Origin of the sequence: Streptomyces sp. NPDC088746 (genome assembly GCF_044751065.1) — a bacterium.
Classification (GTDB): domain Bacteria; phylum Actinomycetota; class Actinomycetes; order Streptomycetales; family Streptomycetaceae; genus Streptomyces.
The window spans coordinates 45931-72128 of sequence record NZ_JBIVLA010000015.1 but is presented as its reverse complement, the minus strand read 5'-3'; the positions used below and the strand labels follow the sequence as shown (position 1 = coordinate 72128).

The 26198-nt window shown below is 71.2% G+C and carries 20 protein-coding genes; 9 read left to right on the top strand and 11 right to left on the bottom strand.

The window, feature by feature from the left end:
- Positions 1-118: 118 nt before the first annotated feature.
- From ACIP63_RS37150 to metH, 3 genes are all read right to left on the bottom strand, one after another.
- On the bottom strand, positions 119-1711 hold the full coding sequence (locus ACIP63_RS37150; RefSeq protein WP_401525176.1) for an ABC transporter substrate-binding protein: 1593 nt from the start codon (positions 1709-1711) through the stop codon (positions 119-121).
- A gap of 366 nt (positions 1712-2077) precedes the next feature.
- Positions 2078-2776, bottom strand: coding sequence for an HAD family hydrolase (locus ACIP63_RS37145; RefSeq protein ID WP_401525173.1), 699 nt, complete (start codon positions 2774-2776; stop codon positions 2078-2080).
- A gap of 161 nt (positions 2777-2937) precedes the next feature.
- Positions 2938-6450: a methionine synthase gene (gene metH, locus ACIP63_RS37140; protein ID WP_401525170.1), complete on the bottom strand. Its 3513-nt coding sequence runs from the start codon at positions 6448-6450 to the stop codon at positions 2938-2940.
- A 239-nt stretch (positions 6451-6689) separates the two neighbouring features.
- Between metH and ACIP63_RS37135 the strand changes: the two genes are divergently transcribed.
- The 5 genes from ACIP63_RS37135 (at position 6690) to ACIP63_RS37115 (ending at position 12553) form a co-directional block, all read left to right on the top strand.
- Positions 6690-7454, top strand: a complete 765-nt coding sequence (locus tag ACIP63_RS37135; RefSeq protein WP_362943046.1) for an IclR family transcriptional regulator — start codon at positions 6690-6692, stop codon at positions 7452-7454.
- A 263-nt stretch (positions 7455-7717) separates the two neighbouring features.
- A complete protein-coding gene (locus tag ACIP63_RS37130) occupies positions 7718-8509 on the top strand; it encodes an MIP/aquaporin family protein (protein WP_401525167.1) in 792 nt (263 codons plus the stop codon).
- 40 nt (positions 8510-8549) lie between these two features.
- Positions 8550-10079, top strand: a complete 1530-nt coding sequence (gene glpK, locus ACIP63_RS37125) for a glycerol kinase GlpK (protein ID WP_401525164.1) — start codon at positions 8550-8552, stop codon at positions 10077-10079.
- Between the two features lie 12 nt (positions 10080-10091).
- Complete coding sequence (locus ACIP63_RS37120) at positions 10092-11702, top strand: FAD-dependent oxidoreductase (RefSeq protein ID WP_401525162.1); 1611 nt, start codon at positions 10092-10094, stop codon at positions 11700-11702.
- A 179-nt stretch (positions 11703-11881) separates the two neighbouring features.
- Positions 11882-12553 carry a FadR/GntR family transcriptional regulator gene (locus ACIP63_RS37115; protein ID WP_401525159.1) on the top strand — a complete coding sequence of 224 codons (672 nt, stop codon included), beginning with the start codon at positions 11882-11884 and terminating at the stop codon, positions 12551-12553.
- Here ACIP63_RS37115 and ACIP63_RS37110 read toward each other — a convergent pair.
- Both ACIP63_RS37110 and ACIP63_RS37105 read right to left on the bottom strand, forming a co-directional pair.
- Complete coding sequence (locus ACIP63_RS37110; RefSeq protein WP_401525156.1) at positions 12542-13330, bottom strand: SDR family NAD(P)-dependent oxidoreductase; 789 nt, start codon at positions 13328-13330, stop codon at positions 12542-12544. The two genes, ACIP63_RS37115 and ACIP63_RS37110, sit on opposite strands and share 12 nt — an antisense overlap.
- Positions 13327-14649, bottom strand: coding sequence for an L-fuconate dehydratase (locus tag ACIP63_RS37105; RefSeq protein WP_401525153.1), 1323 nt, complete (start codon positions 14647-14649; stop codon positions 13327-13329). The genes ACIP63_RS37110 and ACIP63_RS37105 overlap by 4 nt, the downstream gene beginning before the upstream one ends.
- Before the next feature lie 230 nt (positions 14650-14879).
- Here ACIP63_RS37105 and ACIP63_RS37100 point away from each other — a divergent pair, with 230 nt between their 5' ends.
- On the top strand, positions 14880-15923 hold the full coding sequence (locus tag ACIP63_RS37100) for a PAC2 family protein (protein ID WP_401525150.1): 1044 nt from the start codon (positions 14880-14882) through the stop codon (positions 15921-15923).
- Positions 15924-16008: 85 nt separating this feature from the next.
- Here ACIP63_RS37100 and mshC read toward each other — a convergent pair whose 3' ends face one another.
- The 4 genes from mshC to ACIP63_RS37080 all read right to left on the bottom strand — a co-directional run bounded on the left by mshC (position 16009) and on the right by ACIP63_RS37080 (position 19613).
- Positions 16009-17238: a cysteine--1-D-myo-inosityl 2-amino-2-deoxy-alpha-D-glucopyranoside ligase gene (mshC, locus tag ACIP63_RS37095; RefSeq protein ID WP_401525147.1), complete on the bottom strand. Its 1230-nt coding sequence runs from the start codon at positions 17236-17238 to the stop codon at positions 16009-16011.
- 144 nt (positions 17239-17382) lie between these two features.
- Positions 17383-18243: an SCO1664 family protein gene (locus ACIP63_RS37090; RefSeq protein ID WP_401525144.1), complete on the bottom strand. Its 861-nt coding sequence runs from the start codon at positions 18241-18243 to the stop codon at positions 17383-17385.
- Positions 18207-18797: a DUF3090 domain-containing protein gene (locus ACIP63_RS37085; protein ID WP_104790241.1), complete on the bottom strand. Its 591-nt coding sequence runs from the start codon at positions 18795-18797 to the stop codon at positions 18207-18209. Before ACIP63_RS37085 ends, ACIP63_RS37090 begins: the two co-directional genes overlap by 37 nt.
- A 105-nt stretch (positions 18798-18902) precedes the next feature.
- Positions 18903-19613 (bottom strand): histidine phosphatase family protein, encoded by a 711-nt coding sequence (locus tag ACIP63_RS37080; RefSeq protein WP_401525140.1) that lies wholly within the window; start codon positions 19611-19613, stop codon positions 18903-18905.
- Positions 19614-19665: 52 nt separating this feature from the next.
- On the opposite strand from ACIP63_RS37080, the gene corA reads away from it, so the two are divergent.
- Complete coding sequence (corA, locus tag ACIP63_RS37075; RefSeq protein ID WP_401525137.1) at positions 19666-20652, top strand: magnesium/cobalt transporter CorA; 987 nt, start codon at positions 19666-19668, stop codon at positions 20650-20652.
- Positions 20653-20658: 6 nt separating this feature from the next.
- Here corA and ACIP63_RS37070 read toward each other — a convergent pair whose 3' ends face one another.
- The gene (locus ACIP63_RS37070) at positions 20659-21447 is read right to left on the bottom strand and encodes a ferritin-like domain-containing protein (RefSeq protein ID WP_401525135.1); all 789 of its coding nucleotides are present in this window, start codon (positions 21445-21447) and stop codon (positions 20659-20661) included.
- A gap of 240 nt (positions 21448-21687) precedes the next feature.
- Positions 21688-22740, bottom strand: a complete 1053-nt coding sequence (locus tag ACIP63_RS37065) for an LLM class F420-dependent oxidoreductase (RefSeq protein WP_401525132.1) — start codon at positions 22738-22740, stop codon at positions 21688-21690.
- Between the two features lie 143 nt (positions 22741-22883).
- Between ACIP63_RS37065 and ACIP63_RS37060 the strand changes: the two genes are divergently transcribed.
- Positions 22884-23867 carry an aldo/keto reductase gene (locus ACIP63_RS37060; RefSeq protein ID WP_401525129.1) on the top strand — a complete coding sequence of 328 codons (984 nt, stop codon included), beginning with the start codon at positions 22884-22886 and terminating at the stop codon, positions 23865-23867.
- Positions 23864-26197 (top strand): helix-hairpin-helix domain-containing protein, encoded by a 2334-nt coding sequence (locus ACIP63_RS37055; protein ID WP_401525126.1) that lies wholly within the window; start codon positions 23864-23866, stop codon positions 26195-26197. Before ACIP63_RS37060 ends, ACIP63_RS37055 begins: the two co-directional genes overlap by 4 nt.
- Position 26198: the final 1 nt, after the last annotated feature.

Below are 26198 nucleotides of genomic sequence, written 5' to 3'. Positions count from 1 at the left end.
CCTCCGAGAGCGGTCTGGGGCGCCCGGGCGCCCTGTTCGCCGGACGCGGACCCCCGGAGGGGCGCGGGCGGGCGCCGGGGCCTCCGGACCGCGCCCGTCCGTGTGAGGGGACGCCGCGTCAGGACTCGCCGCGGGCCAGCTCCCAGAGCTGGAGGTCGGCCGAGGAGTTGACGGCCCACTCCACGCCGGTCAGCTCGTCGAGCGAGGCGACGTACTGCTTGCCCTGCCAGACCGGGAGCACGGGGACGTCGTTGGCAACGATGTCCTGGAGCTTCTCGAAGGTCGGCGTCGCGGCACTGCGGTCGGCCTCGCGGCGGGACTGCGGGATGAGCGTGCCCTGCGCCGCGTCCGAGGTGTACGGGGAGTTGAGGAAGTTGTTCTCGTCGAGGAACGGCGCGATGTAGGTGTCCGGGTCGGGGAAGTCGGGGAACCAGCCCATCCCGTAGACGGCGTACTCGCCCTTCTTCTGGGCGGGGCGGAACTTGTCCCAGGGGGTTCCCTCGACGTCGACCTCGAAGAGCTTCGTGTCGTTGAGCTGCTTCGCCAGCGCCTCGAACTCCGCCTTGGTGGCGGGCCCGTAGTGGTCCGTCGTGTAGTGCAGGGTGAACTTCACCGGCGTGCTGATGCCGGCCTTGTCCAGAATCGTGGCGGCCGTGTCCACGTCGGGCTCACCGTACTTGGTGTAGAACGAGTTGGTGTGGCTGGTGATGCCGGACGGGATCAGCGAGTAGAGCGGCTCGGCGGTGCTGCCGTACACCTTGCTGGCGATGGACCCGCGGTCGATGACCTGGGCCATGGCCTGGCGTACGGCCTTGTTCTTCACCACGGGGTCCTCGGTGTTGAACCCGAGGTAGCTGATGGCGAGTCCCGGCATCTCCGTGAGCTTCACGCCCTCTTCCGGGTCCTCCAGCATCTTCTGGGACTGCTCCGGCGACATGGTGCGCGTCATCATGTCGATCTTCTTGTCGTCGAGCGCCTTCCCCATCGCCGCCGCGTCGGGGAACAGGTCCAGTTCGACCTTCTCGTTCCTGATCTTCAGATCCCCCTTGTACTTGGGGTTCTTGGTGAAGACCACCTTGACGACCTGGCCGCCCTTGACCTCGGGCTTCATCGTGTAGGGGCCGGATCCGTCGACCTGGAGGCCCTCACGGGGAGTCTTCGCCGGGTACTTGTCCTTCTGGACGATGCCGGCGGGCGGCGTGGCGAGCTTGTAGGGGAAGGTGGCGTCCGGGGTCTTCAGGTGGAAGATGACCTCGTTCTCGCCCTTGGTCTCGACCGTGTCGATGTTGGCGAGCAGGCCGACCGGGCCGCTCTCGTCCTTGATGTCGAGGACGCGCTGGATGGAGTACTTCACGTCCTCCGGGGTGACCGGGGTGCCGTCCGCGAAGGTGAGTCCGTCACGCAGCGTGCAGCGGTAGCTCTCGTTCTCGGTGTCCGTGAAGGTGCAGCTCTTCGCCGCCTCGGGCACCGGCTCGCCGCCGCCGCGGGGTATGTGGGTCAGGGTCTGGACGGTCTGGCGCAGGACGTTCCACACGCCCGCCTCGTAGCCGATGGCGGGGTCGAGGGGGGCCGGGTTGTCCTTCGAGGCGATGAACTGGTCCGTTGTCCCGACAACGATGGCATCGCCCCCGTCGTCCGACCCGCCGCAGGCGGCGAGCACGGGTGCGAGCAGGCCCACTACGGCCGGCAGCACCAGCGTCTTGCGGTTCATCTGGACGTTCTCCCTCATTCCGGCATGTGAGAAAACCGAGGTTAGTAGGCGCCACAGGGGGGCTTGACCGGTGCGGATCGGCCGCGTATTCACTCGGTGATCGCCGATGACGGGTTGTCCATGTCACGCTCGGGAATGTTTCGTACACGGCTTCATCAATACGGACGTATGGGGGCCCCGAATCGGACAGCCTGGCCGATCCGCAGCCCCCACGAACATTACGCCGAGTGACGAACATCACGCCCCCGCGCCGTCGGGCGTATTGACATGGACCTGATTCAGACGGTGCGCGAAAGCGGGGAACGAACAGATTTCACAGCTGAATTCTTGTCGCCTGTCCACCAAACACTCTCGGTGGACCGGGCCTCACCCGCCGACGATCAGCTCCCGCAGGAAGGCGAGATCCACCTGTTCCAGGGAGGGCACGACCACCCGCCCGGGGGCGGGTGCGATCGGCGCCACGGACGGCACCGCGACGACCCGGCAGCCCGCCGCCTCGGCCGCGGCGACCCCGGTGGCGGTGTCCTCGATGACCGCGCAGCGCCAGGGATCCGCCCCGAAACCCGCCGCCGCGGCGAGGTAGGGGTCGGGGTGGGGCTTCGTACGGGACACCTCGTCCCCCGCGACCGTGAGCGCGAAGTGGTGGCGGCCCACCGAGTCCAGGACCCGGTCGATGATGCGCCGGTGCGAGGCGGAGACCAGTGCGGTGGGCACCTCGTGCGCGGCGAGCTCGGCCAGGAGCCGCGCGGCGCCCGGCATCAGCGGCGCACCGCGTCCGATCCGCTTCTCGAAGCGGTCGTTGAGCAGCACGGTGAGTTCCTCGATGGCGATGTCGGCCCCGGTGACCTCGATGAGGTAGCCGGCGCTGCGGGTCATGGGCCCGCCGACGACCACCTCCCGCCAGGCCGGCTCGAGCCGGTGACCGAGGTCGGCGAAGACCTCGACCTCCACGTCCCACCAGAACCCTTCGGTGTCGACCAGTGTGCCGTCCATGTCGAGCAGGACGGCTTGCAGCGTCGACCCTTCGGCCGTACGGGTCAGGGACGCGGGGACCGTACTGGTCATCCGGCACACCTCCAAGAGGGACGAGAAGGCCGGCCGCCTTCCCGGTGGGAACGGCGACCGGCCTGCACTGGACCGACCAGTCTACGACTCGTACACGTCCTGCGCGCGGAGTGTGTCCTACCGCGCGTCGAACGGTGCTCTACCGTGCGTTGAACAGTGCTCTACCGTGCGTTGAAGTACTTCGCCTCCGGGTGGTGGATGACGATCGCGTCCGTGGACTGCTCGGGGTGGAGCTGGAACTCCTCGGAGAGCTTCACACCGATCCGCTCGGGCTCCAGGAGCTCGGCGATCTTCGCCCGGTCCTCCAGGTCGGGGCAGGCCCCGTAGCCCAGCGAGAAGCGCGCGCCGCGGTACTTCAGCGCGAACATGTCCTCGACGTCGGAGGGGTCCTCGCCGGCGAAGCCCAGCTCGCTGCGGACCCGTGCGTGCCAGTACTCGGCGAGCGCCTCGGCGAGCTGCACGGACAGCCCGTGGAGCTCCAGGTAGTCGCGGTAGGAGTTCGACTCGAAGAGCTCGGCGGTGGCCCCGCCGATCTTCGAGCCGACCGTGACGACCTGGAGGCCGATCACGTCCGTCTCCCCCGACTCCTCGGGGCGGAAGAAGTCGGCCAGGCAGAGGCGGCGGCCGCGGCGCTGGCGCGGGAAGGTGAAGCGGGTGCGCTCCGAGCCGTCCTCGTGCAGCAGGATCAGGTCGTCGCCCTTCGAGACGCAGGGGAAGTAGCCGTAGACCACGGCGGCTTCCAGCAGGTTCTCGGTGTGCAGCTTGTCGAGCCAGCCGCGCAGGTGCGGCCGGCCCTCGCGCTCCACGAGCTCCTCGTACGTCGGCCCGTCACCGGCGCGGGCCTGCTTGAGGCCCCACTGGCCCTTGAAGAGCGCGCCCTCGTCCAGCCAGGAGGCGTACTCCTTGAGCTGGATGCCCTTGACGACCCGGGTGCCCCAGAACGGAGGCTCGGGGACCGGGTTGGTGACGGACACGTCCGACCGCACACCTTCCTCGGTCTCCACGACCTCGGCCACGGGGGTGTCCCGCTTGGGCACCCTGCGCTGCTTCAGCTCGGGGAGGCTGGCGCCGGGCACACCGCGCTTGACCGCGATGAGGGCGTCCATGAGGCGCAGGCCCTCGAAGGCGTCGCGGGCGTAGCGGACCTCGCCCTCGTAGATCTCGTGCAGGTCCTGTTCGACGTAGGCCCTGGTCAGGGCGGCACCACCGAGGATGACCGGGTAGTCGGCCGCCATCTTGCGCTGGTTCAGCTCCTCCAGGTTCTCCTTCATGATCACGGTGGACTTCACCAGGAGGCCCGACATGCCGATGACGTCGGCGCGGTGCTCCTCGGCGGCGTCCAGGATCGCGGAGACGGGCTGCTTGATGCCCAGGTTGACCACGTTGAAGCCGTTGTTGGACAGGATGATGTCGACGAGGTTCTTGCCGATGTCGTGGACGTCGCCCCGGACGGTGGCCAGCACGATGGTGCCCTTGCCGTCGTCGTCGGTCTTCTCCATGTGCGGTTCGAGGTAGGCGACCGCGCCCTTCATGACCTCGGCGGACTGCAGCACGAAGGGCAGCTGCATCTGGCCGGAGCCGAAGAGCTCACCCACGACCTTCATGCCCGCGAGCAGGGTGTCGTTGACGATCTCGAGGGCGGGCCGGGTCTGCAGCGCCTCGTCGAGGTCGGCCTCCAGGCCGTTCTTCTCGCCGTCGATGATGCGGCGCTGGAGCCGCTCGTCCAGCGGCAGGGCGAGGAGTTCCTCGGCCTTGCCCTGCTTCATCGACTTCATGTTGACGCCTTCGAAGAGCTCCATGAGCCGCTGCAGCGGGTCGTAGCCCTCCTCCCGGCGGTCGTGGATCAGGTCGAGGGCGACCTTGACCTGCTCCTCCTCCAGCCGGGCGATCGGCAGGATCTTGGAGGCGTGCACGATCGCGGAGTCCAGACCCGCCTTCACGCACTCGTCCAGGAAGACGGAGTTCAGGACGACGCGTGCGGCCGGGTTCAGACCGAAGGAGATGTTGGACAGGCCCAGCGTGGTCTGCACGTCGGGGTGGCGGCGCTTCAGCTCGCGGATGGCACCGATCGTGGCGATCCCGTCCTTGCGGGACTCCTCCTGGCCCGTGCAGATGGTGAAGGTCAGGCAGTCGATGAGGATGTCCGACTCGTGGATGCCCCAGTTGGTGGTGAGGTCCTCGATGAGCCGCTCGGCGATGGCGACCTTGTGCTCGACGGTGCGGGCCTGGCCCTCCTCGTCGATGGTCAGCGCGATCAGCGCGGCGCCGTGCTCGGCGGCCAGCGCGCTGACCTTGGCGAAGCGGGACTCGGGGCCGTCGCCGTCCTCGTAGTTGACGGAGTTCAGTACGGCCCGGCCGCCCAGCTTCTCCAGTCCGGCGCGCAGGACGGGCACCTCGGTGGAGTCGAGCACGATCGGCAGGGTGGAGGCGGTGGCGAACCGGCCGGCCAGCTCCTCCATGTCGGCGACCCCGTCGCGCCCCACGTAGTCGACGCAGAGGTCGAGCATGTGGGCGCCTTCGCGGATCTGGTCGCGGGCCATCTCGACGCAGTCGTCCCAGCGCGCGTCGAGCATGGCCTCACGGAACTTCTTGGATCCGTTGGCATTCGTACGCTCGCCGATCGCGAGGTACGAGGTGTCCTGGCGGAACGGGACGGTCTGGTACAGCGAGGCGGCGCCGGGCTCGGGGCGCGGGGCACGGGTGGTGAGCTCGGAGCCGCGGACGCGGTCCACGAGCTGGCGCAGGTGCTCCGGGGTCGTACCGCAGCAGCCGCCGACGAGCGAGAGGCCGTACTCCCGGACGAAGGTCTCCTGGGCGTCGGCCAGGCCCTCGGCGTCGAGCGGGAAGTGCGCCCCGTCCTTGGTGAGCACCGGCAGCCCTGCGTTCGGCATGCAGAGCAGCGGGATGCGGGAGTGGCGGGTGAGGTAGCGCAGGTGCTCGCTCATCTCCGCGGGGCCGGTCGAGCAGTTCAGGCCGATCATGTCGACACCGAGCGGTTCGAGCGCGGTCAGCGCGGCACCGATCTCGGAGCCGAGCAGCATGGTGCCGGTGGTCTCGAAGGCCAGTGAGCAGAGCACGAGGAGGTCGCTGCCCATCGCCTCCAGGGCGCGCCGGGCGCCCAGCACGGCGGCCTTGGTCTGCAGGAGGTCCTGCGTGGTCTCGATGATGAGCGCGTCGGCGCCGCCGGCGATCAGTCCCTCGGCGTTCTGCTGGAAGCCGTCGCGCAGGACCGTGTAGGGCGCGTGGCCCAGGGTCGGCAGCTTGGTGCCGGGGCCGATGGAGCCGAGCACCCAGCGCTGCTGTCCGGTGGACTCGGTGAACTCGTCGGCGACCTCGCGGGCGATGCGCGCGCCGGCCTCGGAGAGCTCCTGGATCCTGCCGGGGATGTCGTACTCACCCAGGGCGGAGGCGTTGGCCCCGAAGGTGTTCGTCTCGACGCAGTCCACGCCGACCGAGAAGTACTCCTCGTGCACCGAGCGGACGATGTCGGGCCGCGTGACGTTCAGGATCTCGTTGCAGCCTTCGAGGTCCTCGAAGTCCTCGAGGGTGGGGTCCTGGGCCTGGAGCATGGTGCCCATGGCACCGTCGGCCACCACGACCCGGGTGGCGAGCGCCTCACGGAGCGCTGCGGCTCGGGTCCGGCTGTCAGCTGAGGGGGTCGGCAACGAGGCCATGGATGTTCTCCCTGGGATGCGACGGCTGTCGGCTTTGCGTCCTTCTGCGGAAGGGGCACGCGGCCAGCGTAGCGGGGAGGCGCCCGGGGCGGGCATCGCGTCCCACGGGGCGGACTGCATGCTGTCCCGTGAACGGGCCCGCTCACGGGGTGACGCGTAATCTTCGCGCCACCGGACAGAGGTCGGCATCGACCGATAGTGTTCAGCATTGTCGAACCGAGGTGGAGGAGTACGGCGCGATGGCGAAGAACATCCAGTCGCTCGAGCGGGCAGCCGCGATGCTGCGTCTGCTGGCAGGCGGCGAGCGTCGGCTCGGCCTGTCCGACATCTCGTCGTCCCTGGGTCTGGCCAAAGGCACGGCGCACGGCATCCTGCGCACCCTCCAGCACGAGGGCTTCGTCGAGCAGGACGCCGCGTCCGGGCGCTACCAGCTGGGCGCCGAGCTGCTGCGCCTGGGCAACAGCTATCTGGACGTGCACGAGCTGCGGGCCCGCGCGCTGGTGTGGACCGACGACCTGGCCCGCTCCAGCGGCGAGAGCGTCCACCTGGGCGTGCTGCACCAGCACGGGGTGCTGATCGTCCACCACGTCTTCCGGCCCGACGACAGCCGCCAGGTGCTCGAGGTCGGCGCCATGCAGCCGCTGCACTCCACCGCGCTGGGCAAGGTCCTTGCCGCCTACGACCCGGTCGCGCACAGCGAGGCCACGGAGGTGGAGCGGCGGTCCTTCACGCCGCGCACCGTCACGGGCGACGAGGAGTTCGAGTCGCTGCTCGACCTGATCCGGGCGCAGGGCTGGGCGGCCGACGTCGAGGAGACCTGGGAGGGCGTGGCGGCCGCGGCGGCCCCCATCCACGACCGCCGCAGGATGCCGGTCGGCGCCGTGGCCGTGACCGGCGCGGTGGAGCGCGTCTGCGCCGGCGGCGAACTGCGGCCCGAGCTCGTCGCCGCCGTACGGGACTGCGCCCGTGCCGTGTCCCGGGATCTGGGCGCCGGGCGCTTCTGAGCACACCCCGCGGCGTCGGTAACGATCGAGTCGCGCGTCACACACCTCTTGACGCACCCCCCGTCGGGGAGAAACATTGCCGTTCACCGGTCGGCATTGCCGAACGCTTAACGGCAATACGCGTTAGAGTGTGACAGTGCCGAGGGCCGGTCAAGCCCTACAGGTGAAGTGCCCGTTCCGAACGAGTACCCACCTGGGGGTGCGATCCACCGGAGGGACCCGGTGTTTCGCCTTCCCCTGGACGAAGGACAAAGGAGTCACGGGTGTCCAGCTCCGACATCTTCATCGGCGAGACCATCGGGACCGCCGTTCTCATACTGCTCGGCGGCGGTGTCTGTGCCGCCGTCACGCTCAAGCGCTCCAAGGCGCACAACGCCGGCTGGCTGGCCATCACCTTCGGGTGGGGCTTCGCCGTACTGACCGGCGCCTACATAGCCTCCGGCGTGTCAGGGGCCCACCTCAACCCGGCGGTCACGATCGGCCTCGCGATCCAGGGCGGCACCGCGTGGAGCGACGTGCCCCTGTACCTCGCCTCCGAGCTGCTCGGCGCGATCATCGGCGCCGTGCTCGTCTGGGCCGTGTACTACGGCCAGTTCCACGCGCACCTCACGGATCCCGAGATCGTGAAGGACCAGCCGGCCGAGAAGGGCATGGTCGACCAGACGTCCGCCCCGAAGGCGGGCCCCGTGCTCGGCATCTTCACCACGGGTCCGGAGATCCGGCACGCGGTGCAGAACGTGGTCACGGAGATCATCGCCACCTTCGTGCTGATCCTGGCGATCCTCACCCAGGGCCTCAACGACGAGGGCAACGGCCTCGGCGCACTGGGTGCCCTGATCACCGCACTGGTGGTCGTCGGCATCGGTCTGTCGCTCGGCGGCCCGACCGGCTACGCGATCAACCCGGTGCGTGACCTCGGTCCGCGCATCGTGCACGCGCTGCTGCCTCTGCCCAACAAGGGCGGGTCGGACTGGGGCTACGCCTGGGTACCGGTGGTAGGACCGCTCATCGGGGGCGCACTCGCCGGCGGGCTCTACAACCTCGCCTTCGCCTGAGCCCTCTTCTCCGCACCGCACAGACTTCCGGGAGCCAACCGTGACCGACGCACACACCACCGGCCCGTTCATCGCGGCCATCGACCAGGGCACCACGTCCAGCCGCTGCATCGTCTTCGACAAGGACGGCCGGATCGTCTCCGTCGACCAGAAGGAGCACGAGCAGATCTTCCCCAAGCCGGGCTGGGTCGAACACGACGCGAAAGAGATCTGGGAGAACGTCCAGGAGGTCGTCGCCGGGGCGATCGTCAAGGCCGGCATCACCTCCGCCGACGTCAAGGCGATCGGCATCACCAACCAGCGCGAGACCACCCTGCTCTGGGACAAGCACACCGGTGAGCCCGTCCACAACGCCCTCGTCTGGCAGGACACCCGTACCGACGCGCTCTGCAAGGAACTCGGCCGCAACGTCGGCCAGGACCGCTTCCGCCGCGAGACCGGCCTGCCGCTCGCGTCGTACTTCGCCGGCCCGAAGGTGCGCTGGCTGCTCGACAACGTCGAGGGGCTGCGCGAGCGCGCCGAGCGGGGCGACATCCTCTTCGGGACGATGGACTCCTGGGTCATCTGGAACCTGACCGGAGGCACGGACGGCGGCGTCCACGTCACCGACGTCACCAACGCCTCGCGCACCCTCCTGATGAACCTCCACACGATGCAGTGGGACGACAAGATCGTCACGTCGCTGGACATCCCCGCCTCCGTACTGCCGGAGATCCGGTCGTCCGCCGAGGTGTACGGCAACGCCAAGGGCGGCGTCCTCGACGGCGTCCCGGTGGCCTCCGCGCTCGGCGACCAGCAGGCCGCGCTGTTCGGCCAGACGTGTTTCGCCCAGGGCGAGGCCAAGTCCACGTACGGCACCGGCACCTTCATGCTGATGAACACCGGCCACACCCCGGTGAACTCGTACAACGGGCTGCTGACGACCGTCGGGTACCGGATCGGCGACCAGAAGCCGGTCTACGCCCTCGAAGGGTCCATCGCCGTCACCGGTTCGCTGGTGCAGTGGATGCGCGACCAGATGGGCCTGATCAAGTCCGCGGCCGAGATCGAGACGCTGGCCTCCTCCGTCGAGGACAACGGCGGCGCGTACTTCGTGCCCGCGTTCTCCGGTCTGTTCGCCCCGTACTGGCGGCCCGACGCCCGCGGTGTCATCGCGGGCCTCACCCGTTACGTGACGAAGGCGCACATCGCCCGCGCCGTGCTCGAGGCCACCGCCTGGCAGACCCGCGAGATCAGCGACGCCATGACCAAGGACTCCGGCGTCGAGCTGACCGCGCTCAAGGTCGACGGCGGCATGACCTCCAACAACCTGCTGATGCAGACGCTCTCCGACTTCCTGGACGCACCCGTGGTGCGCCCCATGGTCGCCGAGACCACCTGCCTCGGCGCCGCCTATGCCGCCGGCCTCGCCGTCGGCTTCTGGCCGGACACCGACGCACTGCGCGCCAACTGGCGCCGTGCCGCCGAGTGGACACCCCGCATGGACGCGGCCACCCGTGACCGCGAGTACAAGAGCTGGCTCAAGGCCGTCGAACGGACCATGGGCTGGATCGAGGACGAAGAGATCTGAGGAGCAATCGACATGACCACCCTGCAGAGCGTCCCCGCCCTCGGGACGCATCCGGCCTCCGGCTCCCTCCCGAGCCGTGCCGAGACCCGGGAGCAGCTTTCCAAGGCGACGTACGACCTCCTGGTGATCGGCGGCGGCATCCTGGGCATCTCCACCGCCTGGCACGCCGCGCAGTCCGGACTGCGGGTGGCCCTGGTGGACGCCGGCGACTTCGCCGGCGCCACCTCCTCGGCCTCCTCCAAGCTGCTCCACGGCGGTCTGCGCTACCTCCAGACCGGCGCGGTGAAGCTGGTCGCCGAGAACCACTTCGAGCGGCGAGCGGTGTCCCGTCAGGTCGCCCCGCACCTGGCCAACCCGCTCACCTTCTACCTGCCCGTCTACAAGGGCGGGCCGCACGGCGCCGCCAAGCTCGGCGCGGGTGTCTTCGCCTACTCGGCGCTGTCCGCGTTCGGTGACGGCGTCGGCCATGTGATCAGCCCGTCCCGGGCCGCGCGCGACGTGCCCGAGCTGCGTACGGACAACCTGAAGGCCGTCGCGGTCTACGGCGACGACCAGATGAACGACGCCCGGATGGCGCTGATGACGGTCCGCGCGGCCGTCGACGCGGGCGCCGTCGTCCTCAACCACGCCGCGGTGACCGGCCTGCGGTTCACCAAGGGCCGCGTCACGGGGGCCGAGCTGGAGGACCGTCAGGACGGCTCGGAGTTCGGCGTGGACGCCCGGCTCGTGCTGAACGCCACCGGCCCGTGGGTCGACCACCTGCGGAAGCTGGAGGATCCCGCCTCCGCGCCTTCCATACGGCTGTCCAAGGGTGCCCACCTCGTCCTCAAGCGCACCCGCCCGTGGAAGGCCGCGCTGGCGACGCCGATCGACAAGTACCGGATCACGTTCGCCCTGCCGTGGGAGGACATGCTGCTGCTCGGCACGACCGACGAGGAGTACGAGGGCGACCCGGCCGATGTCGCGGTCACCGAGAAGGACACGGCGCAGATCCTCGACGAGGCGGCGTTCTCCGTCCGGGACCAGCAGCTGTCGCGCGATCTGATCACGTACTCCTTCGCGGGGCTGCGGGTGCTGCCAGGCGGTCCGGGCGACACGTCCAAGGCCAAGCGCGAGACGGTCGTGACGGAGGGCCGCGGCGGGATGCTGTCGGTCGCGGGCGGCAAGTGGACGACGTTCCGCCACATCGGCCGTACGGTGATGAACAAGCTGGCCGAACTGCCCGGCCACCCCCTCGGCGAGGACATGGAGCCGATGGCACGGCTGCCGAAGAAGATGCCGCTGCCCGGTATCGCCAACCCGAACGCGGTCGCGCACCGGCTGCTGGTCGACGGGGGTACGCCGGGTCCGCGGATGCCCGCCGACACGGCCCGGCACCTGGCGACCCACTACGGCTCGCTCTCCTTCGACATCGCACGGCTGGCCAACGAGGACCCCGCGCTGGCCGAGCGCATCCACCCCGACGCCCCGGAGATCTGGGCCCAGGTGGCGTACGCCCGCGACCGCGAGTGGGCCGAGACGGCGGACGACGTGCTGCGCCGCCGGACGACGCTGACGATCCGGGGTCTGGCGACGGACGGCATCCGGGCCAGGGTCGAGGACATGCTGGCCGACGGGCGCTGACGGCGCCGGTACGCAGGCGCAGGGGCGGTCTCCCGGTCGGGGAGGCCGCCCCTGTGGCGCGGGGGCCCGGAGCGTGCAGCGCCTGCGGCCCGGGACCGCGGGAAAGGGGCACGGGGCGCCGTCCGAGGGCCGCATAATGAGATCCATACATCGGATGTCTTGTGCGCGAGGAGGCCGTCATGGCCGTGACCGACGAAGCGATCGAGAAGATCAAGGGAATGATCGTCTCAGGTGCGCTGGCCCCGGGAGACCGGCTCCCCAAGGAGAGCGAACTCGCGGCCGGACTGGGCCTGTCGCGCAACTCCCTGCGGGAGGCGGTGCGCGCGCTGTCGCTGATGCGGATCCTCGACGTCCGTCAGGGAGACGGCACCTACGTCACCAGTCTGGACCCGCAGCTGCTCCTGGAGGCACTCAGCTTCGTGGTGGACTTCCACCGCGACGACACGGTGCTGGAGTTCTTCGCGGTCCGCCGGATCCTGGAGCCGGCGGCCACGGCGATGGCGGCCCTGCGCATGACCGGGGAACAGCTGGACGCGCTGGGTGCCCAGTTGGACGCGCTGGGCCCGGAGCCCTCGGTGGAGGCGCTGGTCGCCGGCGACCTGGAGTTCCACCGCAGCATCGTCCAGCACTCCGGCAATTCGGTGCTGTGCTCCCTGCTGGACGGCCTGTCCGGCCCGACCACCCGGGCCAGGGTGTGGCGCGGGCTGACCCAGGAGGACGCGGTCGGCCGCACCCTGCGCGAGCACCGGGCGATTCTGGCGGCGCTGCGGGACCGGGACGCCGAGGCGGCCCGGTCCTGGGCGACGGTGCACGTGGCGAGCGTGGAGCAGTGGCTGCGGTCAGCCCTGTGAGGGGGCGGCGGGACGCAGCCGCAGGCCCTGCATCCCTCCGTCGACGGCGAGCGCGGTGCCGGTGACGGACGCCGCCGCCGGACTCGCCAGGTAGACGACGGCGGCGGCGACCTCGTCGGCGGAGACCAGCCGTCCCAGTGGCTGGCGGGCGTCGAGCGCGGCGCGCTCGGCCGCCGGGTCCTCGGCCTGACCGAGCAGCCGGCCGATCCAGGGGGTGTCCGCGGTCCCCGGATTGACGCAGTTGACCCTGATCCCCTCGCGGACGTGGTCGGCGGCCATCGCGAGGGTGAGGGAGAGCACGGCCCCCTTGCTGGCGCTGTAGAGCGCGCGCTGCGGCAGGCCGGCGGTCGCGGCGATGGAGCAGGTCTGGGTGATCGACACGACCCCGGGCCGCCCGGCGGCGGCGCGGCGCAGATGGGGCAGCGCGTGGCGGGCCGTGCGGACCATGCCGAGCACGTTGACGTCCATCACGCGGGTCCATTCCGCGTCCGTGTTGTCCTCGACGGTGCCGATCGAGCCGATCCCCGCGTTGGACACCAGGGTGTGCAGGCCGCCCAGCTCCGCGGCGGCCCGGTCGACGGCGTTCCGTACGGCGTCGTCGTCCGTGACGTCGGCCTCCAGGGCGAGTGCCCCCTCGGGAGCGCCCTTGGGATCGAGGTCGAGGACCGCGACTCGCGCCCCACGGGCGAGCAGCAGGGTCGCCACGGCGGCCCCGATCCCGGACGCGCCGCCCGTCACCAGGGCGGACAGTCCGTCGAAATCCTGCGTACCGGTCATCGGTCGGTCTCCTCGGGTGTGCGGGGGGCCTGCCACACGAGGCCCTGCGGGTAGCGGTGCGCGGCGATGGAGGCGGGGAGCATTTGGGCCGAGAAGCCCGGTCCGCGCGGGGTGGCGTAGCGGCCGTTCTCGACGACGGCCGGTTCGGCGAAGTGTTCGTGGAGATGGTCGACGTACTCGATCACCCGGTCCTCCAGGCTGCCCGAGACCGCGACGTAGTCGAACATCGAGAGGTGCTGGACGAGTTCGCACAGTCCGACGCCTCCGGCGTGGGGGCAGACCGGGACGCCGAACTTGGCGGCGAGCAGCAGGACCGCGAGGTTCTCGTTGACCCCGGCCACGCGTGCGGCGTCGATCTGGACGAAGTCGACCGCGCCGGCCTGGAGCAGCTGCTTGAACACGACCCGGTTGGCGATGTGTTCGCCGGTGGCGACCTTGACGGGCTGCCCGGCGCGGACGGCGGCGTGGCCGAGCACGTCGTCGGGGCTGGTCGGCTCCTCGATCCAGTACGGGTCGTACGGGGCGAGCGCGTTCATCCACTCCAGCGCCTCGGCCACGTCCCATCGCTGGTTGGCGTCGACGGCGATCCGGATGCCGGGGCCGACGGCCCGGCGGGCGAGCGTCAGTCTGCGGATGTCGTCGTCCAGATCGGCGCCGACCTTCAGCTTGATCTGGGTGAAGCCGTCCGCGACGGCCTCCTTCGCCAGGCGTACGAGCTTGTCGTCGTCGTATCCCAGCCAGCCGGGCGAGGTGGTGTACGCCGGATACCCCTCGGCCAGCAGCCGCTCGGTGCGTTCGGCGCGGCCCGGCTCCGCGGCGCGGAGGACGGCGAGCGCCTCCTGCGGGGTGAGGGCGTCGCTGAGGTAGCGGAAGTCCACGAGGGAGACGAGCTCCTCCGGGGTCATCTCAGCGAGGAACCGCCAGACGGGCTTCCCGGCCAGCTTGGCCGCGAGGTCCCAGGCCGCGTTGACGACGGCACCGGCGGCCATGTGCATCACGCCCTTCTCGGGGCCGAGCCAGCGCAGCTGGGAGTCGTGCGTGAGAGTGCGGTACAGGGCGGCGAGGTCCGCGGCCGTACGCGGGGCGGGGCGTCCCACCACGTAGGAACGGAGCGCCTCGATAGCCGCGGCCATGACGTCGTTGCCGCGGCCGATGGTGAAGCAGAAACCGTGCCCCTCCGCGCCCTCGCCGTCCGTGCGCAGGACGACGTAGGCGGCGGAGTAGTCGGGGTCCTGGTTCATGGCGTCCGAGCCGTCCAGCTGTTCCGAGGTGGGAAAGCGGATGTCGTCGACCTCGAAATCCATGACGGTCAGACTCATGTGCGCCCCCAGGGGAAGAACATCGGATCTCTCAGTGGTCATCCGATGTATAGCCTCCCGCAGGCCTCGCAGTCCAGAGTCCGGACCGATTTTGGTCGGTTTCTGTCGTTACAGCTCGGATGAATCAAGAGGTGGCACGCTTCACTTCCGGGACGCAAACGGCTGCGGCGGAACAGTGCGGAAGCCGTAAGGTTGGTCCGTACACAAGGGAACTTCGGAAGGAGGCCTGGGTGATCGAGCTCGAGGGGGTACCCGAGCTGATCGACCCGGTCATGGTGGCCGCGTTCGAGGGCTGGAACGACGCGGGTGACGCCGCCTCCACAGCGGTCGCGCATCTGGACCGGGAGTGGAAGGGCGAGGTCTTCGCGGCGCTCGACGCCGAGGACTACTACGACTTCCAGGTCAACCGGCCCACGGTGTGGCTGGACGGTGGGACACGCAAGATCACCTGGCCCACCACCCGGCTCTCCGTGGTGCGGGTCGGCGGCGAGAAGCCCCGTGATCTGGTGCTGATCCGCGGTATCGAGCCGTCCATGCGCTGGCGCTCGTACTGCAACGAGATCCTGGGCTTCGCCCATGAGCTGGGCGTCGAGATGGTCGTCATCCTGGGGGCGCTGCTCGGCGACACCCCGCACACCAGGCCGGTGCCCGTCAGCGGGGTCACCTCGGATCCGGACCTGGCGAGGACCATGGACCTGGAGGAGACCCGGTACGAGGGGCCGACCGGCATCGTGGGCATCCTCCAGGAGGCCTGCACGCATGCGGGGGTGCCCGCGGTGAGCCTGTGGGCGGCGGTGCCGCACTATGTGTCGCAGCCGCCGAACCCGAAGGCGACACTGGCGCTCCTGAACCGCCTGGAGGATCTGCTCGGACTGCGGATCCCGCTGGGCGAGCTGCCCGAGGACGCCCGCGCGTGGCAGCTGGGGGTCGATCAGCTGGCCGCCGAGGACAGCGAGGTCGCGGAGTACGTGCAGACGCTGGAGGAGGCGCGGGACACCGCCGAGCTGCCCGAGGCGTCGGGAGAGGCCATCGCCCGCGAGTTCGAGCGCTATCTGCGGCGCAGGGACATCGGCGGACCGGGCCAGGCACCGGGCGGTCATGCCACGGAGAGCGGCGACGTGCCCTACCTGCGGGACACCTCCAGCGGTCGTACGAGACCGCCGAAGCCGCAGCGCCCGGAGAAGGACAAGGGCCGGCCGAAGGACGCCGACGGCGGAACCACGTCCGAGGACCCGCCGCCCTCGGGGCCGGACGAGGACGCCTCGGACGACTGACCACCCGCCTCCCGCACGGGGAACGGCCCCGGACTCCGTCGATCTCTCGCGAAGTCCGGGGCCGTTCGGCGGTCGGTGGGCAGGGTCAGAGCGCGACGCCCAGCAGGGCGTCGACGGTGCGTGAGACGAGCCCGGGCGCACCCTCGTCCGTGCCTCCGCCGGAGCTCTGCTCCGCGGCCCAGCGGTCCACGGCGGCGAGGGCGGCCGGGGCGTCCAGGTCGTCGGCCAGGGCCTCCCGCACCTCCTCGACCAGCGCGTCGGCGGGGAGTCCGTCGGGACGGGAGACGGCGGCACGCCACCTGGCGAGACGCTCGACGGCGTCGGCGAGCACCTGGTCGGTCCACTCCCAGTCGGCCCTGTAGTGGTGGGCAAGCAGGGCGAGCCTGATGGCCGCGGGGTCCACGTCGTCCCGGCGCAGCGCCGACACGAAGACGAGGTTGCCCTTGGACTTGGACATCTTCTCGCCGTTCAGGGCGACCATGCCCGCGTGTACGTAGGCGCGGGCGAAGGGGTGCTCACCCGTCAGCACCTGGGCGTGCGAGGCGCCCATCTCGTGGTGCGGGAAGGCGAGGTCGGAGCCGCCCCCCTGCACGTCGAAGCTCATCCCGAGGTGGTCGAGCGCGATGGCGACGCACTCGATGTGCCAGCCGGGCCTGCCACGGCCGAGGGAGCCGCCGTCCCAGCTCGGCTCGCCGTCACGGGCGGCCATCCAGAGCATCGGGTCGAGCGGGTTCTTCTTGCCTGGGCGCTCCGGGTCACCGCCACGCTCGGCGGAGAGCAGTCGCATGGCCTCGGCGTCGAGGCCGGAGACCTCGCCGAAGTGCGGGTCGCTCTCGACGGAGAAGTACACGTCGCCGTCGAGTTCGTAGGCGGCGCCCGCGTCGCGGAGGCGTTCAACGAGCGGGACGATGCCGGGTATCGCCTCGACGGCCCCGATGTAGTGCTTCGGGGGGAGCATGCGCAGGGCGGTCATGTCCTCCCGGAAGAGAGCCGTCTCGCGCTCCGCGAGCTCGGTCCAGTCCTCGCCGTCGCGCACGGCCCGCTCCAGCAGCGGATCATCCACGTCGGTCACGTTCTGGACGTAGTGAACCTGCCGCTTGGTGTCGAGCCACACGCGCTGAACGAGGTCGAACGCGTTGTAGGTCGCCGCATGACCCATATGGGTCGCGTCGTACGGCGTGATGCCGCAGACATAGATGCGGGCGACGGGACCGGGGTCAAGGGTGATCCGTCCGCCGGTCGCGGTGTCGTGGATCCGAAGGTCGCGGCCCTTGCCAGGCAGGGCGGGGACCTCAGAAGCGGGCCAGGCATGCATGTCATGAGCGTAACCGGATGATGCTTCCGGATACGAACCGGATGGCAGATCGTGGCCGAAGAGGCGGTCTTGCGGGCCTGGCGGTTCTCGCCCGGGCACCGGGGCCCGCAGCGGTCCGCCGCTCCGGGCCCCGGTGGGGCGGTCTCACACGGGCGGCCACGGGATCGGCGGCCAGTCACCGCTCGGCAGGGGGTGACGGCCGGACTTGCGGAGGCTCTCCACCCGGCCGCGCAGGGCCTCGATCTCCGCCTCGGTGATCAGTTCCCCCAACCGGGTGGCGAGCGCGGCGCCCGATTCCAGGCCGGCGGAGAGCCGGTCGAGCACCTCGGCCGCCTCCGCCGTCAGCGGCTCGCCGGCCCACCCCCAGAGGAGCGTGCGCAGCTTGTCGTCGGCGTTGAGGGTGACACCGTGGTCGATGCCGTACAGCCGCCCGCCGGGAGCGGACAGCAGGTGCCCTCCCTTGCGGTCACCGTTGTTGATCACCGCGTCCAGGACCGCGAGCCTGCGCAGCCGGGGATCGTCGGCGTGCACCAGCAGGGCCGTCTTCCCCTCCCCGACCTCGGCGAAGCCGACCGCCTTCCAGCCGTCCCCGGGTTCCTCGGCCTCGACGAGCGCGAGCAGGGGCGGCAGCCCGTGGGCGGACGCCGCGGCGTCCTCGCCGCCGGCCTCCGCCTCGATCCACAGCTGGCACATCCCCTCGCCGTAGGGGCCCTCCCGCAGCACCGTGGGCGGCACGAGTCCCCAGCCGGTGGCCTCGGAGATCTCGTACGCGGCGACCTCGCGCTGGGCGAGCGTGCCGTCGGGGAAGTCCCACAGCGGCTGCTCACCGGCGACCGGCTTGTAGACGCAGAGGCGTTCCTCGCCCTCGTGCGCGACGGTGCAGTGGAGCACCGCGTTCGACGCGCCCCTGACCCGGCCGAGGACCGTGAGCTCCCCCTCGGCGAGGAGAGTGCGCAGCCCCGCCTCCGTCAGGCCCCGCGACGGTATCCGTTCTGGCGCGGGCATACGTGTCCTTCCGGGTCGAGGGGGAGGCTGCAGAGCGGGCAGGGCGGGCGGCCCGCGTTCACGACGTCCAGCGCGCGCTTGGCGAACGCCCTTGCCTGAGCACCGCTCAGCCGGACGCGCAGCATCGGCGGGCCGTTCTCCTCGTCCTGCAGAAGCCTTTCCTCGGCCTCGGCGAGGTCGTCCTCGGAGTCGGCGTCCAGTTCGACGAGGGCCTGCGCCTCGACGATCATGCGCTGCTCCTCGCCGTCCCAGGCGAGTGCCATCGTGCCGACCCTGAACTCCTCCTCGACGGGGGCGTCGAGCGGAGCGCTGTCGGTGACGTCCATGGGTGCCACGGCGGGCACCGGTGAGTTGCCGCCGGTCCGCCGCACGACCTCGTCGAGGAGTTCGTCGATCCGTTCGGCCAACGCGGCGACCTGCGTCTTCTCCAGGGCCACGCTGGTGACCCGTCCGCGCGAGGATGCCTGCAGGAAAAACGTACGGCGGCCAGGCAGCCCGACCGTACCGGCCACGAAACGGTCCGGAGGGTCGTAGAGGAACACCTGACGGGACACGTCCTGTCTCCCTTGAGAATGTGATGGCGGATGGGGGCGGCCCCGGGGCCCTGCGAGATGTCCCGCAAGGCCTCTACGGCGCGTCCACCCTACTGCGCGGAGCGATCACGGTGCCCCAGCGCCGCCCCCGACGGCCGCGTCCGTTGCCCTCTCCCCCGCCGCGTCGGCCCCGATGGCCTGTTCACGTGGTGCCAGCGACGCGAAGTCGCCGGTGTCGCCGAGGCGGAGGAGGAACGGGCGCAGCGAGGTGTAGCGGATCGCGGTGACGGAACACGGGTCGGCGTGCAGGCGCTGGAAGAGGTCGAGGTGCATGCCGAGCGCGTCGGCGACGAGGGCCTTGATGATGTCGCCGTGCGAGCACATCAGGTACGTGGCGTCCTCACCGTGCTCCGCCTCCACACGGGAGTTCCAGTCCCGTACGGCGTCGACGGCCCGGGCCTGCATGGCCCGCATGGACTCACCGCCGGGGAAGGCGGCGGCCGAGGGGTGCTGCTGGACGACCCTCATCAGCGGTTCGTCGGAGAGCTCGGCGAGCTTGCGCCCCGACCAGTCCCCGTAGTCGCATTCGCTGATCCGGTCCTCGGTGTGCAGCGGGAGGTCCGGGCGGGCGTCGAGCAGCGGCTGGAGCGTCTCGCGGCAGCGCTGCAGCGGGCTGCTGACGGCCGCCACGAGCGTGAGGGCGGCCAGGCGGCCGGGCAGCGCGGCGGCCTGTTCCTCACCGCGTCCGTCGAGGGAGACGCCTGGGGTCCTGCCGGCGAGCACTCCGGAGGTGTTGGCGGTCGAGCGTCCGTGGCGTACAAGGATGAGCGTGGGCATACATGCCAGCGTAGAGGTGCGTGAACCCGTCGCGGCAGGGAACAATGCCCGGGTGATCGTCGACTGTGGAATTTACCGGGACGGGCGCCGGACCGAAGGTCCCGCCGACTTCTCCGATGCCCTCGACGAGGCACGCGCCACCGGGGACGCCTTCGTCTGGATCGGGCTGCACGAGCCGACGGAGAAGGAGTTCGACCTGGTGACCAGCGAGTTCTCGCTGCATCCCCTGGCCGTGGAGGACGCCCTGCGCGCCCATCAGCGGCCCAAGCTGGAGATCTACGACGACTCCCTGTTCGTCGTCATCAAGCCGGTGGTCTACGAGCCGAAGAGCGACACCGTGAGCGCCGGTGAGCTGATGCTGTTCATAGGGGACTCCTTCGTGGTGACGGTGCGCCACGGCGAGGGGGCGCCCCTCGCGGCCGTACGACGCCGGCTGGAGGCCGAGCCCGAGGTCCTGAAGCACGGGCCCACGTCGGTGCTCTACGCGGTCAGCGACGCGGTGGTGGACCACTACATCGAGGTGGCGGCGGAGCTCCAGGTCGACCTGGAGGAGCTGGAGGCCGAGGTCTTCGCCCCCACCGGGACCGGGGACTCCAAGAACACGGCGGCGAGCATCTACACCTTCAAGCGGCAGGTGCTCGAATTCCGCCGGGCGACCAATCCGCTGAGCACGCCGATGGCGCGGCTGTCGAGCGCGGGCGTGCCGTTCGTCGACGCCGGTTCGCAGCCGTTCTTCCGGGACGTGAACGACCATCTGACGCGTGCCGTCGAGCACGTGGAGGGGCTCGACCGGCTGCTCTCGGACATTCTGTCGGCGCATCTGGCGCAGGTGGGTGTCCGGCAGAACGACGACATGCGGAAGATCTCGGCGTGGGCCGCCATGGCCGCCGTACCCACCATGGTGGCCGGGATCTACGGCATGAACTTCGAGCACATGCCCGAACTCGGCTGGGTCTGGACCTACCCGGCCGTGATCGCGCTGATGGGCATCGCGGTCGTCGGGCTGTACCGCCTGTTCACGCGCCGTGGCTGGCTGTAGGACGTCTCAGGCGTACTCGTTCTCTGGCACGGCAGGGCCGCCCAGAGCGTCGCGCAGAGCGGGCTGTTCGAGGCTCACCATGCGCCGCCATCCCACCAGCCGCTCGTAGGCGTGCATCGCGTGGATGCCCGCGACGAGTGCGGCGGACTTGGCGCGGGGCCAGCCCAGCACGGCGCCCATGTGCCTCATCACCGCGATGCTGACGTCGCGGTACACGCGGATCTCGGCCTGGGCGCACTCCCGCAGGACGGACTGGATCGTCCGTCCGTGTCCGGCCCGGGCGAAGCGGAGGAGTTCCTCGTGGCAGTAGGCGAGGTGGTTGTCCTCGTCCCGGGAGATCATCTTCACGGCGCGGCCGAGGACGGGGTGTCCGGCGAAGTGCTTGAGCAGGAGCCGCATCTGCTCGGACGCCCGCTGTTCGGTGACTCTGCTGTGGGCCAGGTACACGATGATGTCCCGCTCGGTGAGCGGCTCCTCACGGCTGAGCCGGTCGTGTGCCAGGCCGATGCCGTGGCGCTCCAGCAGGAGGGTGTAGTCGGTCTCGTACGGAACCGTCACCGGCTGGAGTCCGCGCTGCTTCAGCAGGGCGTTGAAGATCCGGCCGTGCTTGTCCTCGTCGGCGCCGTGCCGGGCGACCTTGGGCGCCAGCTCGCGCAGCCCCGGGGGGACGAGCGCGGCGATGCGTCCGTTCTCCCAGCCACCCTGCGTCTCCCCGCCGGCGGCGATCGAGCAGAACAGCCGGAACGACTCGTCGTTGTCGAGGATCTCCTGGAACAGACTCTTAGCCGAGAGCATCACTGCCACCTTTCGCACCGGTGTCCGCAGAGGCACAGTCAAATTCGGTACGCGTCGGTAGGCAACACGGGGCGGGCCCGGCAGGGCCGAACGGGCGCGCGGCGGCGGCCGGACCTGCCCGGGCGTCCCGGGAGGAGTACGGGGCGTAACCCGGGAGCCCTGCGGGGCGTTGTTCCGTGTGACGGCCGTGGCGGGGAGGACCCCCGAGCCCCCACCACGGCCGTAGTGCTGCGCCGGTGCCTACGCGGCGAGGCCGGAGCGCTCCAGGGCGTCGGTTCCGGCGCGCAGGGCCGCGAGCCGCTCGTCGAGCGTGAAGCCCGCCGGGGCGAGGGTCAGCGTCGTGACGCCGGCTGCCGCGTACGCCTGCATGCGGTCGGCGATCCGGTCCACCGAGCCGAGCAGCGTGGTCTGGTCGATCAGCTGGTGCGGCACGGCGGCCGCCGCGCCGGCCTTGTCGCCGGACAGGTACTTGTCCTGGATCTCGGCGGCTTCCTTCTCGTAGCCCATGCGCTGGGCGAGCTGGTTGTAGAAGTTCTGCTTGCGGCTGCCCATGCCGCCGACGTAGAGCGCGGTGTACGGGCGGAACATGTCGGCGAGGCCGTTGACGTCGTCGCCGACGGCGAGCGGGACGGTGGGACAGACGTCGAAGCCGTCCATCGTCTTCCCGGCCTTCTCCCGCCCGGCCCGCAGGTGCTTCACCGCGGTCTCCTCGAGGTGGTCGGCGGAGGGGAAGATCAGCAGGGCCCCGTCGGCGATCTCGCCGGTCTGCTCCAGGTTCTTCGGGCCGATCGCGGCGATGTAGAGCGGGATGTGCTCGCGCTGCGGGTGGACGGTCAGCTTGATGGGCTTGCCCGGGCCGTCGGGCAGCGGCAGCGTCCAGTGCTCGCCCTCGTAGGACAGGCGTTCCCGGGACATCGCCTTACGCACGATCTCGACGTACTCGCGGGTGCGGGCCAGCGGCTTGTCGAACTTGACGCCGTACCAGCCCTCGGAGACCTGCGGTCCGGAGACGCCGAGGCCGAGACGGAAACGGCCCCCGGAGAGCGAGTCGAGGGTGGCCGCGGTCATGGCCGTCATGGCGGGCTGGCGGGCCGGGATCTGCATGATGGCGGAGCCCACGTCGATCGACTCGGTCCGGGCGGCGACCCAGGCGAGCACCGTCGGCACGTCGGAGCCGTACGCCTCGGCCGCCCAGCAGACGTCGTAGCCGAGCCGGTCGGCCTCCTGGGCGACGGCGAGGTTGTCGCCGTCCATCCCCGCACCCCAGTAACCGAGATTGATGCCGAGCCGCATACCCACGCTCCCTCTACTGATCAGTAACGTTCCTGTGTCCCGGACTCTAGCGCGGGGCGCCGGAATCCGGCAGGCTCGCCCGGGGACCACGGTTGTCCACAGGCCTCCACCCCGTGGTGCCTTGGCCAGTAATCTCAGCGCCCATGGAGCAGAGGCATCTCGGCCGTACCGGCCTTCGCGTGTCCCGGATCGGGCTGGGCACCCTCACATGGGGCCGGGACACCGACGAACACGACGCCGCGGACCAGCTCAAGGCCTTCTGGGACGCGGGCGGCACCCTCGTCGACACCGCCGACGTCTACGGCGGCGGGGAGGCCGAATACCTGCTGGGCCGCCTTCTGGACAATCTGGTGCCACGGCAGGACCTGGTCGTCGCGACCAAGGCGGGCAGCGTGCCCGATCCCTACCGCCGCTTCGACGGATCGCGGGGGCATCTCCTCGCCGCGCTCGACGCGTCCCTGCGGCGGCTCGGGACGGACTACGTCGATCTGTGGCAGATCCACGCCTTCGACCCCGTGACGCCGCTGGACGAGACCCTCCAGGCACTGGACCTGGCGGTGTCCTCGGGGCGCGTCCGGTACGCCGGAGTGTCCAACTTCAGCGGCTGGCAGCTGGCCAAGGCGGCGACCTGGCAGCTCGCCGCGCCCGGGCTGCGCACCCGGCTGGCGTGTACGCAGATGGAGTACTCCCTGCTCCAGCGGGGCGTCGAGCGGGAGGTGCTGCCCGCGGCGCTGGACCTCGGGGTGGGGCTGCTGCCGTCGTCCCCGCTGGGCCGCGGTGTGCTGACCGGCAAGTACCGCACCGGCACGCCGTCCGACTCGCGCGGGGCCTCCGAGCAGCTGGCCCCCTTCGTCGAGCCGTACCTCGACGAGGCGGCGGGCAGGATCGTGGACGCGGTGGCCACGGCCGCCGACGGCCTTGCCACGACGCCCCTCCAGGTCGCGCTCGCCTGGGTGCGCGACCGGCCGGGAGTGGTGGCTCCGGTCGTCGGCGCGCGCAACGCGCGGCAGCTGACCGAGGCGTTGTCAGTGGAGGCGCTTAGTCTTCCTGACGAGATCTGCCAGGCGCTCGACGACGTGTCGGCGCCCGTGCACCGCTATCCCGACCAGGACTGGAGCACGCTGTGACTGCGCATCCCCGGGGAGAATCCCCGGATCCCGCGGCCGAGGACCACGAGGCCGTCGAGGACGCCGTTGCCCAGGCCGCCGACACGCCCGGCACGCCCGACGAGGGCGGCGCGGGAAGCGCGGAGGGGCCGGACGACGGCGCCGGGAGCGCGGAGGGGCCGGACGACGGCGCCGGGAGCGCGGAGGGGCCGGACGACGGCGCCGGGAGCGCGGAGGGGCCGGACGACGGCGCGGAGGGCGCACAGGACCTGGAGCAGGCACCGGGGGCGCCCGCTTCCGCCGCGCCCGCCCTCTCCGAGGCCGAGGCGGAGCTGGCCGCGCAGCGGGAGTTGCGCGAGCGGATCGAGCAGCGCAAGGCCGGGAAGGAAGCGCCGATCGCTGCGGGGACGAAGCTGAGCGGGCCGGCGGCGGATCTGCTCGCCGCGGTGCGCGCGGTGGAGAGCGGCGAGAAGCCGGGCACCGCCTTCTTCGACTCGCCCGCCTCGGCGCCCGCACCCCGCCGGGCGGCCCCCGCCGCCGCGCCCGCACGTCCCTCCCCGGCCCCGGAGCAGCGGGCTCACCGGGCCGCGTCCCCCGAGGCCGCCGCCTCGGTCGCGGAGGTGCTCGCCGAGGGCGGGGCCCCCGGGGCCCTGGCAGGCCCTGCGGCCGCCAGGCTCGGTGAAGGGGCCGCGGGTGTCCTCCGGGATGACCCGTGGCAGCTGCTGTCCGTGCCCGGCGTGCGGCCCGAGCAGGCGGACGGCTTCGCGCGGGCGCTGCTGGGCGCCGGATGCGGGCCCGACGACGAGCGACGCACGGCTGCTCTCGTGGGCTGGCTGCTGGAGCGGGCGGCGCTGCGCGGCCACACGGCGATGGACGCCGACGAGGTGCGGACGGCGCTCGCCGGATTCGCGGTGACCGATCCCGGGGAGGCCGTCCAGCAGGCCGCCGCCGAGGGCGTCGTGCTGGTCTTCCAGGACGACGGGGCCGATGACGGCGCCACGGAGTTGGAGGGCGCCGAGGAGGCCGAGGAGGCCGGGGAGACGCCCGAGGACGGCACGCGGGGGGACGAGGAGCCGGTCACGGTGCTGCTGGGCCTCGACAGGTACGCCCTGGCCGAGGAGAGCCTCGCCGACGGGCTGGCACGCCTCGTCAACACCTGCGAGAAGGGCGCCGACTGGACGGAGGCCGCTGCCGCCGCTCCGTCCCCTTCGGCGGGCGAGCTGATCCGGGCCGCCGCCACCGCGGGCCTGGTCGCCCACAGCGGGGGCGAGACCGCCCGGGCCGAGCCCGCCGCCCTCGTCGCCGCCGCGCACGGCCTCGGGCTGCGGGCCCTGGGCACCACCCACAGCGAGGACGGGCGGAGCAGGCTGGCGGCCGCGGTCGGTGACCCGGGATCCGCCGTCACGCTCTCCGCCCTGCTCTCCGGCGAGGCCGGGCCCGGCAGGGACGCGGACGGCGCGTTCGCCCTCGACGTACTGGTGGTGCTGGACGCCCCGCAGCTGGACGTGGAGACGGCCGCGATGCTGGTGGAGTCCCTCGCCGACGGGACGCGGCTGATCCTGAGCGGCGACCCGGGAGTGCTCGGGTCGGCCGGTGCGGGCCGGGTCTTCGCCGACGTGATCGCGGCTCGGGCCTGTCCGCACGTGGTCTCGCGCACGCCCGACCCCGGACCGATCGGCGAGCTGGTCTCCGGCATCGGGGCCGGGGAGCTCGCCCAGGTCGAGGCGCCCGGCAAGGAAGTGGTGATCGTTCCCGTGCGGGACGCGGGCGAGGCCGTCCACCGCACGGTGCAGCTCGTGGCCGACTCGGTGCCGCGCGCCATCGGCGTACCCTCCTCCGACACCCAGGTGATCACGGTCGGACACGGTGGCTCGGCGGGCACGACGGCGCTGAACGCCGCGCTCAAGCAGCGGCTCAATCCGGGGCCGGGGCGGTTCGGCGGCTTCGACCCCGGCGACCGCGTGGTCCACGTCCCCTCGCCCGGCAGGGCCGTGCCCGGCTCGGTCGTCTCCGCCGACGCCGAGGGCCTGCACCTGGACTGCGCGGGCACACCCGTCGTCGTACCGCAGGACCGGGTGGAGACCTCCGTACGCCACGGCTGGGCGCTCAGCGCCCACCAGGCGGCCGGGATGCGCTGGCCGGCCGCTGTCGTCGTCCTGCCCGGAGACGCCGCGCAGGGGCTCAGCAGGCCCTGGGTGTACACGGCGTTCAGCCGTGGGGAGCGGCACCTGTCCGTGGTGCACGGCGTGGACCAGGCCCTGCCGCGCGCGGTGGCCGAGGTGCCCGCCCAGGAGAGGACGACCCGGCTGCGGCCCCTGCTGGAGGCGCTGCCCACTCCGGACGCCTCGTAGG

What these genes read in the sequence shown, in the direction of transcription:
- ACIP63_RS37150 (WP_401525176.1), bottom strand. Translation starts at nt 1,711, where the DNA reads ATGAACCGCAAGACGCTGGTGCTGCCGGCCGTAGTGGGCCTGCTCGCA.
- ACIP63_RS37145 (WP_401525173.1), bottom strand. Translation starts at nt 2,776, where the DNA reads ATGACCAGTACGGTCCCCGCGTCCCTGACCCGTACGGCCGAAGGGTCG.
- metH (WP_401525170.1), bottom strand. Translation starts at nt 6,450, where the DNA reads ATGGCCTCGTTGCCGACCCCCTCAGCTGACAGCCGGACCCGAGCCGCA.
- ACIP63_RS37135 (WP_362943046.1), top strand. Translation starts at nt 6,690, where the DNA reads ATGGCGAAGAACATCCAGTCGCTCGAGCGGGCAGCCGCGATGCTGCGT.
- ACIP63_RS37120 (WP_401525162.1), top strand. Translation starts at nt 10,092, where the DNA reads ATGACCACCCTGCAGAGCGTCCCCGCCCTCGGGACGCATCCGGCCTCC.
- ACIP63_RS37115 (WP_401525159.1), top strand. Translation starts at nt 11,882, where the DNA reads ATGGCCGTGACCGACGAAGCGATCGAGAAGATCAAGGGAATGATCGTC.
- ACIP63_RS37110 (WP_401525156.1), bottom strand. Translation starts at nt 13,330, where the DNA reads ATGACCGGTACGCAGGATTTCGACGGACTGTCCGCCCTGGTGACGGGC.
- ACIP63_RS37105 (WP_401525153.1), bottom strand. Translation starts at nt 14,649, where the DNA reads ATGAGTCTGACCGTCATGGATTTCGAGGTCGACGACATCCGCTTTCCC.
- mshC (WP_401525147.1), bottom strand. Translation starts at nt 17,238, where the DNA reads ATGCATGCCTGGCCCGCTTCTGAGGTCCCCGCCCTGCCTGGCAAGGGC.
- ACIP63_RS37090 (WP_401525144.1), bottom strand. Translation starts at nt 18,243, where the DNA reads ATGCCCGCGCCAGAACGGATACCGTCGCGGGGCCTGACGGAGGCGGGG.
- ACIP63_RS37080 (WP_401525140.1), bottom strand. Translation starts at nt 19,613, where the DNA reads ATGCCCACGCTCATCCTTGTACGCCACGGACGCTCGACCGCCAACACC.
- ACIP63_RS37070 (WP_401525135.1), bottom strand. Translation starts at nt 21,447, where the DNA reads ATGCTCTCGGCTAAGAGTCTGTTCCAGGAGATCCTCGACAACGACGAG.
- ACIP63_RS37065 (WP_401525132.1), bottom strand. Translation starts at nt 22,740, where the DNA reads ATGCGGCTCGGCATCAATCTCGGTTACTGGGGTGCGGGGATGGACGGC.
- ACIP63_RS37060 (WP_401525129.1), top strand. Translation starts at nt 22,884, where the DNA reads ATGGAGCAGAGGCATCTCGGCCGTACCGGCCTTCGCGTGTCCCGGATC.